At 67.6% G+C, this 11,605-nt stretch carries 13 protein-coding genes; 3 read left to right on the top strand and 10 right to left on the bottom strand.

The window, feature by feature from the left end; translation table 11 throughout:
• Nucleotides 1–115: 115 nt before the first annotated feature.
• On the top strand, nucleotides 116–1,459 hold the full coding sequence (locus ACOZHM_RS03880; RefSeq protein ID WP_421568104.1) for a serine hydrolase domain-containing protein: 1,344 nt from the start codon (nucleotides 116–118) through the stop codon (nucleotides 1,457–1,459).
• A 235-nt stretch (nucleotides 1,460–1,694) separates the two neighbouring features.
• Here ACOZHM_RS03880 and ACOZHM_RS03875 read toward each other — a convergent pair whose 3' ends face one another.
• The 9 genes from ACOZHM_RS03875 to nudE form a co-directional block, all read right to left on the bottom strand.
• Nucleotides 1,695–2,183 (bottom strand): hypothetical protein, encoded by a 489-nt coding sequence (locus tag ACOZHM_RS03875; RefSeq protein ID WP_421567641.1) that lies wholly within the window; start codon nucleotides 2,181–2,183, stop codon nucleotides 1,695–1,697.
• 949 nt (nucleotides 2,184–3,132) lie between these two features.
• On the bottom strand, nucleotides 3,133–3,528 hold the full coding sequence (gene gcvH, locus ACOZHM_RS03870; RefSeq protein WP_421567640.1) for a glycine cleavage system protein GcvH: 396 nt from the start codon (nucleotides 3,526–3,528) through the stop codon (nucleotides 3,133–3,135).
• Nucleotides 3,529–3,628: 100 nt separating this feature from the next.
• Entirely contained in the window at nucleotides 3,629–4,741 is a 1,113-nt protein-coding gene (gene gcvT, locus ACOZHM_RS03865; protein ID WP_421567639.1) for a glycine cleavage system aminomethyltransferase GcvT, read from the bottom strand.
• Between the two features lie 149 nt (nucleotides 4,742–4,890).
• On the bottom strand, nucleotides 4,891–5,322 hold the full coding sequence (locus ACOZHM_RS03860; RefSeq protein ID WP_421567638.1) for an NfeD family protein: 432 nt from the start codon (nucleotides 5,320–5,322) through the stop codon (nucleotides 4,891–4,893).
• A gap of 1 nt (nucleotide 5,323) precedes the next feature.
• Nucleotides 5,324–6,286: an SPFH domain-containing protein gene (locus tag ACOZHM_RS03855; RefSeq protein ID WP_421567637.1), complete on the bottom strand. Its 963-nt coding sequence runs from the start codon at nucleotides 6,284–6,286 to the stop codon at nucleotides 5,324–5,326.
• A gap of 44 nt (nucleotides 6,287–6,330) precedes the next feature.
• Entirely contained in the window at nucleotides 6,331–6,654 is a 324-nt protein-coding gene (locus ACOZHM_RS03850) for a YnfA family protein (RefSeq protein ID WP_421567636.1), read from the bottom strand.
• On the bottom strand, nucleotides 6,651–7,463 hold the full coding sequence (mazG, locus tag ACOZHM_RS03845) for a nucleoside triphosphate pyrophosphohydrolase (protein ID WP_421567635.1): 813 nt from the start codon (nucleotides 7,461–7,463) through the stop codon (nucleotides 6,651–6,653). Before mazG ends, ACOZHM_RS03850 begins: the two co-directional genes overlap by 4 nt.
• A gap of 11 nt (nucleotides 7,464–7,474) precedes the next feature.
• Nucleotides 7,475–8,278: a 3'(2'),5'-bisphosphate nucleotidase CysQ gene (cysQ, locus tag ACOZHM_RS03840; protein WP_421567634.1), complete on the bottom strand. Its 804-nt coding sequence runs from the start codon at nucleotides 8,276–8,278 to the stop codon at nucleotides 7,475–7,477.
• Nucleotides 8,275–8,823 carry an ADP compounds hydrolase NudE gene (nudE, locus tag ACOZHM_RS03835; protein ID WP_313346695.1) on the bottom strand — a complete coding sequence of 183 codons (549 nt, stop codon included), beginning with the start codon at nucleotides 8,821–8,823 and terminating at the stop codon, nucleotides 8,275–8,277. Before nudE ends, cysQ begins: the two co-directional genes overlap by 4 nt.
• 62 nt (nucleotides 8,824–8,885) lie before the next feature.
• On the opposite strand from nudE, the gene bioA reads away from it, so the two are divergent.
• Both bioA and ACOZHM_RS03825 read left to right on the top strand, forming a co-directional pair.
• Entirely contained in the window at nucleotides 8,886–10,277 is a 1,392-nt protein-coding gene (gene bioA / locus ACOZHM_RS03830; protein ID WP_421567633.1) for an adenosylmethionine--8-amino-7-oxononanoate transaminase, read from the top strand.
• On the top strand, nucleotides 10,268–11,002 hold the full coding sequence (locus ACOZHM_RS03825) for a 16S rRNA (uracil(1498)-N(3))-methyltransferase (protein WP_421567632.1): 735 nt from the start codon (nucleotides 10,268–10,270) through the stop codon (nucleotides 11,000–11,002). Before bioA ends, ACOZHM_RS03825 begins: the two co-directional genes overlap by 10 nt.
• 102 nt (nucleotides 11,003–11,104) lie before the next feature.
• Here the strand turns inward: ACOZHM_RS03825 and ACOZHM_RS03820 are convergent, their stop codons facing one another.
• Entirely contained in the window at nucleotides 11,105–11,575 is a 471-nt protein-coding gene (locus ACOZHM_RS03820) for a chemotaxis protein CheW (protein ID WP_421567631.1), read from the bottom strand.
• Nucleotides 11,576–11,605: the final 30 nt, after the last annotated feature.

Here is an 11,605-nt window from a genome sequence, read left to right as displayed (position 1 = left end):
GCAATCAGGAAAAGCAGCGCTAGAATCGGGCACAGCAGTTGCGCATGGGCCCTACACGATGAAACAGAACAGCAGGCGCCGACCGATCCGTTCGGCGGCCACCGGGTTGCTGGGCATGCTGATGCCCATCGCAATGTCTTCCACCGCACAGACTCCCAGTGCCGCGCCGGCCGCGTTTCCCGTCAACATCGAGAGCAGCGCGGCGACCAACGTGCCGCACACCCAGCCGGCCGCCTACCGCAGCGCGGCGGCGACGAACCCGAAGGTGCTGCCGCCGGCAGCGGGCTTCAACGTGGCCGCCATCGAATCGATGGCCCAGCAGCTGACCTATGGCGAGCGCGTGCCCGGCATGGCCGTGGCGATCGTGCAGGGCGGCCGCGTGCTCAGTGCGCGCGGCTACGGCGTCACCGACGTCAACAACCCACAGATGGTGGACGCGCACACCGTGTTCCGCCTGGCATCGCTGTCGAAGGCGTTCGCCGGCACCATGGCCGGCCTGTTGGTCAATGACGGCACCCTGCGCTGGGACAGCAAGGTCACCGACTACGTGCCGGGCTTCCAGCTCAGCTCGCCGGAGGCCACCGAACGGCTCACGGTGGCCGACCTGCTCAGCCACCGTGTCGGTCTGCCGTACAACGCCTACGATCGCGACGTGGAAGGCAACGCCGAGTACTACACGCTCACCCACAAGCTCGCCTCGACCTCGCTCAAGTGCCTGCCCGGCGATTGCTACGCGTACCAGAACGTGGCCTTCAGCCTGATCGGCGACGTGGTCTACGCCGCCTCCGGCAGCTTCTACGAGCAGTCGGTCGAACGCCGCCTGTTCAAGCCGTTGGGCATGGACGATGCCAGCCTGGGCCTGGCCGGCATCCAGGCCAGTTCGCGCTGGGCGCGTCCGCACGTGCGCAGCCGCAACGGCTGGGTGTCGCTGTCGCCCAAGCCCACCTACTACCGCCTCGCCCCGGCGGCCGGCGTCAATGCCAGTGCCAGCGACATGGCGCAGTGGCTGCTGGCCCACACCGGCCACCGCCCCGACGTGCTGCCTGCGCCGCTGCTGGCCACGCTGCACTCCACCCTGATCAACACGCCCGGCGAGATGCGCTCGGGCTGGCGCCGCGAGCGCCTGCAGTCGGCCGGCTATGCACTGGGCTGGCGCAACTTCGATTACGCCGGGCATGAAGTGATCTTCCATGCCGGCGCGGTGCAGGGCTATCGCGGCCTGGTCGCGCTGGTGCCCGAACGCGATTTCGGTATCGCGATCCTGTGGAACGGCGAAAGCAGCCTGCCAAGCGGCCTGCTGCCCACCGTGCTGGACGCGGCGATGGGCCTGCCCTCGCAGCGCTGGCTGGACGTGGACACCGACTTCGGCAGCGACAACCTGATGACCGAAGACAGCACGCCGGCACCGGGCAAGCGCAAGGGTGTCTCTTCGGATCGCGCGGTGGCTTCGCCGAGGTAAACGCTGGCGAGGTGTATCGCATCCACTACAGGGCGGCCTACGGGTCGCCCTTTTTTTGCACGACCGGCCGCTGGCCGGCTCCCGACACCGCCTGGGCCGGCCAACGGCCGGCGCTACCTGTCGGGATCAACATGCGTTGATCCCTCGCGGGAGGGGCTTTTTTTTGCGGGCAAAAAAAACCCCCTCCCGCTGGGCTGCCGGGAAGGGGGTTTCAGGTACGGCTATCGGGAATGGATCAGATCAGCGGTGCCGGGGTTGCCGGCAGGGCGACCGTTGCAGCCTTCTTGCGGGTCGCCGGCTTGCGCTTGGCGACCTTCTTCACTGCCTTCTTGGCGGACGCCTTCTTGGCCGGAGCCTTGCGTGCGGTCGCCTTCTTCGCGGTGGCCTTCTTGGCTACCTTGCGGACAGCCTTTTTGGCAGTCTTCTTGGCAGCCGCCTTCTTGGCTACCTTGCGGACAGCCTTCTTCGCGGTCTTCTTGGCGGCGGCCTTCTTGGCAACCTTGCGGACTGCCTTCTTCGCCGTCTTCTTCACTGCCTTCTTTGCGGTCTTCTTGGCGGCGGCCTTCTTGGCGACCTTGCGGACTGCCTTCTTTGCCGTCTTCTTCACTGCCTTGCGGGCAGTCGCCTTCTTGGCTGCCTTCTTTACCGTCTTCTTGGCCGCCGCCTTCTTGGCGACCTTCTTCACGGCCTTCTTCGCAGCCGCCTTCTTGGCGACCTTCTTCACGGCCTTTTTGGCGGCCGGCTTCTTCGCAGCTTTCTTAGTTGCCATGGGATGGCTCCTCGTCAGTGATCTATGGAGTTGAAACGCCCAGGTAAAGCAAACCCGCCATTACAGCTTCGCGGGGACCGCCGTCGCGTCGTGCGCGTCGTTACGGATACGGTGACACCTGCCGCGACCCTTCGGGCAGGTGTCGAATCAGAAAGGGGCTTGCGGTTCGCCGGAGGAAGCGAAGCCATCTCCACCGTCTTCGGACGCGAGGTGGATGTCCAGGTTGTGCTTCGCGACTCGATGTCGATTCTGCTCACTCTGTTCGCAGGCAAGGTCTGCTGGGCGAAACCTAATCACGCTTTTTTTCACTGTCAACAACCCCGGCGAAAAATTTTCACACCGGAGCACCGCCGCAGACCGCCACGCACGCCTGCCGCGCCCCCCTGCACGCTGCCTCAACCACCCTTCGACGAACACCAACATCCCCGCCACAAGTGCAACGTTGAAAAGAAAAACACTTAAAAGAAGCACTTTGGTGTAACGCCCCTGCAACCCGCACACGTGTCGGCACCTGCAGACACCACGCGCGGTCGCGACCACCACCGCCGTCCGAGCGGGCGCTAAACGGACCGAAAAACTTTTCACACGCCGGCGCGTTTTTTGCCACCCGATTCGCGTAACTGCGCAAACTTTTCCGGGTCCGCGACCACCGCATCCCACCGCACCGACGACCATCGGACACCCTCGAACGCATGCGACGTCGCCCGGTGCACCCACCTTGCCGACGTCGGTTCGACAGCGATGAGGCGACCGCTGCAGCAACCGACCGATCATCCAGGGGCCAACCGACCTGGCCGAGTACACCCGCGTGCCGCGTTGGTCATCACGTACTACTAACGCCGCCGGCGCGCGCGCAAAAAAAAACGGCCGCACCAGGCGACCGTCTTTTCGGACAAGGCGACGATCAGTGATCGTCGTCTTCCAGCACTTCGGCGTAGGCGTCCGGATCCAGCAGTTCGTCCAGCTCTTCCTTGGCCGACAGCTCGATCACGCAGATCCAGCCTTCGCCGTAGGCGTCTTCGTTGATGGTTTCCGGCTTGCCATCCAGCGAGGAATTGACCTCGACCACCGTGCCGGAGACCGGGCTGTAGACGTCCGACGCGGCCTTGACCGACTCGACGACGGCGATCTGCTCGCCCGCCTTGGCCGTGGCACCCACTTCCGGCAGCTCGACATACACCAGGTCGCCGAGCAGGCCCTGGGCATGGTCGGAAATGCCGATGGTGACGCGGCCGTTGCCTTCAACGCGCGCCCACTCATGGGACTTGAGGAATTTGAGGTCGCCGGGGATCTCGCTCATGGGACTGCTCCGAAGAATTTCAGGGGGGTCAGAAAACGGGGGTAGTGTAACCAACCGGTGCGGGCTGCTGACAGGCCGCACCGGGTGAAACAGACACTGCTCAGGCGTCGACCAGCACGCCGGGCTGGGCCTGGCCTTCGCGCACGAACGGGAACTTCACCACGCGCACCGGAACGTGCTTGCCACGGATGTCCACGTGCACCTGGCCAAGCTCGCCTGCCGGAACGCGGGCGAACGCGATGCCCTTGCCCAGCGTCGGCGAGAAGGTGCCGCTCAGGATCTCGCCTTCGCCACCGGCCGTCAGCACGACCTGGCCATGCCGCAGCACGCCCTTCTCGTCCATCACCAGGCCGATCATCTGGCGCGCGTTGCCGGCGGCCTTCTGCGCCTCCAGCACGTCACGACCGATGAAGTCGCGGCCCTCGTCCAACGCGACCGTCCAGGCCAGCGCGGCTTCGAACGGGCTGATGGTTTCGTCCATGTCCTGGCCGTAGAGATTCATGCCGGCCTCCAGGCGCAGCGTGTCGCGCGCGCCCAGGCCGGCCGGCTTCACGCCTGCCGTCGCCAGCGCGTTCCAGAACGCGACCACGTGGTCCTGGGCGACCAGAATCTCGAAGCCGTCTTCGCCGGTGTAGCCGGTGCGGGCCACGAACAGCGCCTCGCCGGCGGCGCCGGTGGCTTCGACCGCAGCGAACCGGCCCAGCTTCTGCAGCGCGGCGCGATCGGACTCACCGACCAGGCCGATCACGCGCTCGCGCGCGTCCGGTCCCTGCACCGCGATGATCGCCAGGTCTTCGCGTTCGGTGACGTGCACATCGAACGCGGCGGCCTGCTCGCGGATCCAGGCCAGGTCCTTCTCGCGGGTGGAGGCGTTGACCACCATGCGGAAGAAGTCGTCGGCCAGGAAGTAGACGATCAGGTCGTCGATCACGCCGCCCTGCGGGTTGAGCATGCACGAGTACAGCGCCTTGCCCGGGACCTTCAGCTTGTCCACCGAATTGGCCAGCAGGCGGCGCAGGAACGGACGCACCTGGGCGCCGCGCAGGTCGACCACGGTCATGTGGCTGACGTCGAACATGCCGGCCCCGGCGCGCACCAGGTGGTGCTCGTCCAGCTGCGAGCCGTAGTGGATGGGCATGTCCCAGCCACCGAAATCGACCATCTTGGCGCCGAGCGCGCGGTGGGTATCGTTGAGAAGCGTCTTCTGGGTCATGACCATGTTCCGGGGGAAAGATTCGTCGCGCCGGACGGTGCCCGGCGATCAAACCCGATTATCCCAGAACCGCCCCATCAACGCGTGCGGCGGTGCGCCATCGCGGGCACCGCTGCAGCTCGCAGCCACCCATGGGGTGGCTCTACTTGTCAGGCCTGCTGCACCTTCAACGTCATGCCATCGACCGCAACCACGCGCACCGCGCTGCCCGCCGGCAGGTCCGGGCCGGCCACCACCCAGAACGCATCGTCGACCTTGGCGCGACCGATGCCGGCCACGATCGGCTGGTCGAGCGCGACCACCCGCCCGACCAGTTGTTCGGCGCGGCGGTTCAACAACGGCGCATCGGTTTCGCGCGCACGCGTGCGCCCCCACTGCCGGTAGCACTGGATCGAGACCACGCTGAGCAGCACGAAGGCCACTACCTGCCACAGCAGCGGGATGTCGGCGAACACGGCCACCAGCACGAACACGGCGGCCGCGCCCAGCCCGATCCAGAGCATGAAGGCGCCCGGTGCCAATGCCTCGGCGGCAAACAGCAGCAGCGCCAGCGCCCCCCACCCGACCACTTCCCAGCGCATCTCAGCCTCCCACGCGCGGCGGTACCGCGCGGGTGGACTTCTTCTCTTCCTGTTTGGCGAAGGCTTCCCTGGCCAGCTCGGCCACGCCGGCGATGGAGCCGATCACACCGCTGGCCTCCATCGGCATCAGCACCAGTTTCTGGTTGGGCGAAGTCGCCAGTTCCTTGAAGGCCTCCACGTACTTCTGCGCGATGAAGTAGTTGATGGCCTGCACATCGCCCTGCGCGATCGCCTCGGACACCATCCGGGTGGCCTCGGCCTCGGCCTGCGCCAGGCGCTCACGCGCCTCGGCATCGCGGAACGCGGCCTCCTTGCGCCCCTCGGCCTCCAGCACGGCGGCCTGCTTCTCGCCCTCGGCGCGCAGGATTTCCGATTGCCGCGAGCCTTCCGCTTCCAGGATCTGCGCGCGCTTCTCGCGCTCTGCCTTCATCTGCCGCGCCATGGCGTCGAGCAGGTCGCGCGGTGGCTGGATGTCGCGGATCTCGATGCGGTTGACCTTCACGCCCCACGGATTGGTGGCGTGGTCGACCACGCTGAGCAGCTTGGCGTTGATCACCTCGCGCTGGCTGAGCGATTCATCCAGGTCCATCGAGCCGATCACGGTGCGGATGTTGGTCTGCACCAGCGCGATCATCGCCACCTCGAGGTTGGCCACTTCATACGCGGCCTTGGACGCGTCCAGCACCTGGAAGAACACCACCCCGTCCACGCGCACGGCGGCGTTGTCCTTGGTGATCACTTCCTGGCCAGGCACATCCAGCACCTGTTCCATCATGTTCACCTTGCGGCCCACCCCGTACACGATGGGGATGAGGAAATGCAGGCCGGGCGACATGGTGTGGGTGTAGCGACCGAAGCGCTCCACCGTCCATTCATAACCCTGCGGCACCATCCGCACGGCCTTGAACAGAATGACCACGGCGACGAAGGCCAGAATCAGCGAGAACAGCACGGTCGGAAACATCGCACGCTCCTTTCCCTGTGATGCCGCCGAATATACCGCCGTTGTCAGGCCCCGCGCGGCGCGAACATGATCACCGCCATGCCGGCCAGGCACAGCCCGACCCCGAGCACGTCCCAGCGGCCGGGGCGGATGCCGTCCACCACCCACAGCCAGAGCAGCGCGGTGCCGATGTAGACGCCGCCATACGCGGCATAGACGCGGCCGCTGGCAGCCGGGTGCAGGGTCAGCAGCCAGGCGAACAGGGCCAGGCTCGCGGCCGCCGGCAGCAGCAGCCAGGGGCTGCCCTCGCGGCGCAACCACAGCCACGGCAGGTAGCAGCCGACGATTTCGGCCACGGCGGTCAGCACGAACAGCAGCAGCGTCTTCACGCGCCGGCTTCGTCCTGCTTGACCCGCTGCCAGAGCTGTTCCTGCGCGTCCAGGTCCAGCTCGGCCAACGGCTGGCCGTCCGTGAGAGCGTGCGCCTCCATCGCGCGGAAGCGGCGCTCGAACTTGAGGTTGGCCTGGCGCAGGGCCGCACCCACGTCCACCTTCGCGTGACGGGCCAGGTTGGCGCAGACGAACAGCAGGTCGCCCAGTTCTTCCTCCAGCCTGGCCTGGTTGTCCTGCACCGGGCCGCGCGCGAACTCGGCGGCGACCTCGTCCAGCTCCTCGCGCGCTTTCTCCAGTACCGGCGCCGGGCCGGGCCAGTCGAACCCCACCCGCGCGGCGCGCGATTGCAGCTTCACCGCGCGTTGCCACTCCGGCAGGCCGCGCGAGATGCCCGCCAGCGCCGACGCATCGGTCTCGCCCTTGGCGGCACGTTCGGCGCGCTTGATCGCTTCCCAGTTCAGATTGACGTCTTCGGCCCCGTCGACCTGCACCTGCGCAAACACGTGGGGATGCCGTCGCTGCAGCTTGTCGCTGATCGCACGGGCGACCTCGGCGAAGCCGAAGGCGCCCTGCTCGCTGGCCATCTGCGCGTGGAAGACCACCTGCAGCAGCAGGTCGCCCAGTTCGTCGCACAGATCGTCGAGGTCGCCGCGGTCGATCGCGTCGGCCACTTCGTACGCCTCTTCGATGGTGTACGGGGCGATGCTGGAAAAGTCCTGCTGCAGGTCCCAGGGGCAGCCCTCCTGCGGGTCGCGCAGGCGCGCCATGATGCCCAGCAGGCGGTCCAGTTCAGCGGGTGCGGACATCGGTACTCCGGTCAGGCAGGAAGCCAGGTGCGCCACGGCAGGCGCGAATCGCCCAGCGCAATGAAATCGCCGTTCAACAGGGTTTCGCGGCGGTTGTAGCGGAACGGCTTGCCGGTGGCGGTGGACAGCACCGCGCCGCCCGCCGCGTGCAGCACGCATTGCCCGGCGGCGGTATCCCATTCGGAGGTGGGGCCCAGCCGTGGGTACACGTCGAGCGTGCCTTCGGCGAGCCGGCAGAATTTGAGCGACGAACCCTGTGCGACCACCTCGATGTCACCCATGCGCTCCAGCAGCGCCTGGGTTTCCGCGCTGCGGTGCGAGCGGCTGGCGGCCACCTGCAGTGGCGGCAGCGCCGGGGTGCGCGTGCGCAGCACCGAGTCGTGCATGCCGTCACGACGGTAGGCCAGCTCCCCGCGCATGGCGTGCCAGGCCACGCCGGTGGTCGGGGCCAGCACCACGCCGAACGCCGGCGCGCCCTGGTAGATCAGCGCGATGTTGACGCTGAACTCGTCGTTGCGCTTGACGAACTCGCGGGTGCCATCGAGCGGGTCCACCAGCCAGTACGCGCCCCAGTGCCGGCGCACTTCCCACGGCACCTGGGCCGATTCCTCGGAGAGGATCGGCAGGTCCGGGGTGAGCTGGGCCAGGCCGCGTTCGATCACGGCGTTGGCCGCAACGTCGGCCGCGGTCACCGGGCTGCGGTCGGACTTGATCTCGACATCGAACGGAGTGGCATACACCGCCATGATGGCGGCGGCCGCGTCCTGGGCAATGGCGATGACGGTTTCGCGCAGATCGGTGGTGAGTTTGATCATTCCCCGCGTCCCAGCCACTGCCGGGCGATGAACAGTGCCGCCAGCGAGCGGCCTTCGGAGAAATCTTCACGCAGCATCAGCTGGTCCAGCTCGGCGATCTTCCAGGGCACCACTTCCAGCTCCTCCGGTTCGTCGCCGACCAGCCGCTCAGGATACAGATCCCGCGCCACCACCAGCCAGGATTGATGACTCATGTAGGTGGGCGCCAGAGTCATGGCACGCAGCACGTCCAGGCGGCGGGCGCCGTAACCGGCTTCTTCCTTCAGTTCGCGGTCGGCCGCCTGCACCGGGGTTTCCCCCGCGTCGATCCGGCCTTTCACCAGGCCCAGCTCGTAGCGGTGCACGCCGGCCGCGTATTCACGCACCAGCAGCACCGTCTCGTCGTCCAGCATCGGCACCACCACCACCGCACCATGGCCATGGCTGACCAGCCGCTCGAAGCGACGGCGCTCGCCATTGGAGAACTCCAGGTCCAGGTGCTGGCGCTGGAACGGGCCGCTTTCCTCGTCCGTGATCTGGTGGATGGTGGGAAGCGGACGGCTCATGCGAACTGGCTCTTGGAGACCGATAGAATGCAGACAGGTGAAAACGTGTTCATGAGCTTGAAATGCTAGCAGACCCAGCCCCCCTTACGTTGGCCGACCGGTGGCGGCAACGCGACCTCGCCGTCCTGTGGCATCCGTGCACGCAGATGCGCGAGCACCCCGACACCTTGCCACTGGTGCCGATCGCCCGTGGTGAGGGCCCGTGGTTGATCGATCACGACGGCCACCGCTACCTGGACGCGGTCAGCAGCTGGTGGACCAATCTGTTCGGCCACGCCGAGCCGCGCATCGGTGCGGCCATTGCCTCGCAGGCCACCCGGCTGGAACAGGTGATGCTGGCCGGCTTCAGCCATGAACCGGCGGTGGAGCTGGCCGAACGGCTGTTGGCGATCGCGCCGCGCCAGGCCGGGCGCGCGCCGCTGGCCAAGGTGTTCTACGCCGACAACGGGTCGGCCGGGGTGGAAGTGGCGCTGAAGATGGCCTTCCACTACTTCCACAACCGCGGTGAGACCCAGCGGACCCGCTTCGTAGCGCTGGAGAACGGCTACCACGGTGAAACGCTGGGCGCGTTGTCGGTCGGTGACATCCCGCTGTACCGCCGCGTGTACGCGCCGCTGCTGACCGAGGCGCTGTTCGCGCCCTCGCCGGACGCCTACCTGGCCGAACCCGGCCAGAGCGCCGCACAGCGTGCGCACGAGGCCGCCGACCGCCTGGCCGATCTGTTCGACCAGCACCCCGGGCAGATCTGCGCGGTGATCCTGGAGCCGCGCCTGCAGTGTGCCGGTGGCATGCGCATGCACGACCCGGTGTATCTCAAGCGGGCGCGCGAACTGTGCGATGCCAACGGTGCGTTCCTGATCGCCGACGAGATCGCCACCGGTTTCGGCCGCACCGGCACCCTGTTCGCCTGCGAGCAGGCCGGGGTGATGCCCGACCTGCTGTGCCTGTCCAAGGGCCTGACCGGCGGCTTCCTGCCGCTGGCCGCGGTGCTGGCCACCCAGGCGCTGTACGACGCCTTCCTGGACGACAGCCGCGAGCGCGCCTTCCTGCATTCGCACAGCTACACCGGCAATCCGCTGGCCTGCGCGGCGGCATTGGCGACCCTGGACATCTTCGCCAGCGAGGACGTGATCGCCCGCAACCGCAGCACCGCAGCGGTGATGCGCACGCTGGCCGCGCCGTTCACCGACCACCCGCACGTGGCCGATGTGCGCCAGGCCGGCATGGTGGTGGCCTTCGAACTCACCCGCAACGGCGACAAGCGCACGCCCTTCCCCGCCGCCGCGCGGGTCGGCCTGCACGCCTACAACGCCGCGCTGAAGCGTGGGGTGGTGCTGCGCCCGCTGGGCAACGTGCTGTACTGGATGCCTCCCTACTGTGTGGAGGACGAACACCTGGACCTGCTGGCGCAGACCACGCTGGCCGCCATCGAGGAAGCTGTTGCATGCGCGTGACCCGTTCCTATGTGGATACCCCGCTGGCCGTGGGCCAGACCCTGTCGTTGCCCGAGGACGTGGCCAACCACCTGGTGCGGGTGATGCGCCTGCGCGAGGGCGAGGCCTGCGTGCTGTTCAACGGCGACGGCCACGACTACCACGCCACCCTGGTGACGCTGGGCAAGCGCGACGCGCAGGTGCGGGTGGAGTCGGCGCAAGCGCTGGGCAATGAATCGCCGCTGCGGATCACCCTGCTGCAGGGCATCGCGCGCGGCGAGAAGATGGACCTGATCCTGCAGAAGGCCACCGAACTGGGGGTGCAGGCGGTGGTGCCGGTCAATGCCGAGCGCACCGAGGTGAAGCTGGATGCGGCGCGTGCCGAGAAGCGCCTGGCGCACTGGCGCAGCGTGGTGGTGTCGGCCTGCGGGCAGTCCGGGCGCGCGCGGGTGCCGGAGGTGGCCGCGCCGCTGGGCGTGCAGGAAGCGGCGCGGGCCATGCCCGCCGAGGCGTTGAAGCTGACCCTGGATCCGCTGGGCGAGCACCGGCTGTCGACGCTGGACGCCGCGCCTGGTGGCGTGGTGATCGCGATTGGACCGGAAGGCGGCTGGTCGCCGCGCGACCGCCAGGCGCTATCCGCGGCGGGGTTCCAGGGGTTGCAGTTGGGGCCGCGGATCCTGCGCACCGAAACGGCGGGATTGGCCGCGATTGCCGCGTTGCAGGCGCGGTTGGGCGATCTGGGGTAATTCCCGCACCGCGCAGCCACCCATGGGGTGGCTCTACCCGCCGTAGAGCCACCCCATGGGTGGCTGCACGCGGATTCAACCCACCGGTAGCTGCACGCGTTGTCAGACGACCGGCAACGCCTCGTCCAATGCCGACTCCAGCGCATCCAGGTCCGGCAACAGCGCGCTCTGCTCACCCAGCAGCACGCGCATGTGCACGCCCTGCGGCAGGGTTTCCTCGGAGGCGTCGGCCAGCAGGCCATCGCGCGGTACCGCGATCAGCTGCGGGAAGGTCTGGGTCAGCAGGGCGAAGTACGGACGCTTGGCATTCCCACCCAGCGCCTTGAGCACCACCACCTTGTTGTTGCTCACCACCGGCTCCTCGCCCAGCCCGGACAGGCGGGCGAACGACATCAGCGGCACGTCCCAGCCCTGCCAGGCGATCTGTCCGATCAACCAGGCCGGCGTATCCGCAACCGGCGTCACCGCCACCTTGGACATCATTTCGGCCACGGTCGCGTTGGGCAGCAGCACGCGTTCGTGCCCGGCCTGGATCAGGACCCCGCGGATTTCGTCGTTGCTGGCGTAACTCATGATCTGATTCCTGGAAGGGGGGTCGGCACG

It is taken from the genome of Stenotrophomonas sp. PD6 (assembly GCF_049199305.1).
Taxonomy (GTDB): Bacteria; Pseudomonadota; Gammaproteobacteria; order Xanthomonadales; family Xanthomonadaceae; genus Stenotrophomonas.
This window is presented reverse-complemented; position numbering and strand designations above follow the sequence as displayed.

Excerpts from the sequence above, each read along its gene's own strand:
- mazG (WP_421567635.1), bottom strand. The coding sequence starts at position 7,463 with ATGTCCGCACCCGCTGAACTGGACCGCCTGCTGGGCATCATGGCGCGC.
- ACOZHM_RS03880 (WP_421568104.1), top strand. The coding sequence starts at position 116 with ATGCTGATGCCCATCGCAATGTCTTCCACCGCACAGACTCCCAGTGCC.
- ACOZHM_RS03855 (WP_421567637.1), bottom strand. The coding sequence starts at position 6,286 with ATGTTTCCGACCGTGCTGTTCTCGCTGATTCTGGCCTTCGTCGCCGTG.
- ACOZHM_RS03825 (WP_421567632.1), top strand. The coding sequence starts at position 10,268 with ATGCGCGTGACCCGTTCCTATGTGGATACCCCGCTGGCCGTGGGCCAG.
- cysQ (WP_421567634.1), bottom strand. The coding sequence starts at position 8,278 with ATGATCAAACTCACCACCGATCTGCGCGAAACCGTCATCGCCATTGCC.
- bioA (WP_421567633.1), top strand. The coding sequence starts at position 8,886 with ATGCTAGCAGACCCAGCCCCCCTTACGTTGGCCGACCGGTGGCGGCAA.
- ACOZHM_RS03860 (WP_421567638.1), bottom strand. The coding sequence starts at position 5,322 with ATGCGCTGGGAAGTGGTCGGGTGGGGGGCGCTGGCGCTGCTGCTGTTT.
- nudE (WP_313346695.1), bottom strand. The coding sequence starts at position 8,823 with ATGAGCCGTCCGCTTCCCACCATCCACCAGATCACGGACGAGGAAAGC.
- gcvH (WP_421567640.1), bottom strand. The coding sequence starts at position 3,528 with ATGAGCGAGATCCCCGGCGACCTCAAATTCCTCAAGTCCCATGAGTGG.
- gcvT (WP_421567639.1), bottom strand. The coding sequence starts at position 4,741 with ATGACCCAGAAGACGCTTCTCAACGATACCCACCGCGCGCTCGGCGCC.
- ACOZHM_RS03820 (WP_421567631.1), bottom strand. The coding sequence starts at position 11,575 with ATGAGTTACGCCAGCAACGACGAAATCCGCGGGGTCCTGATCCAGGCC.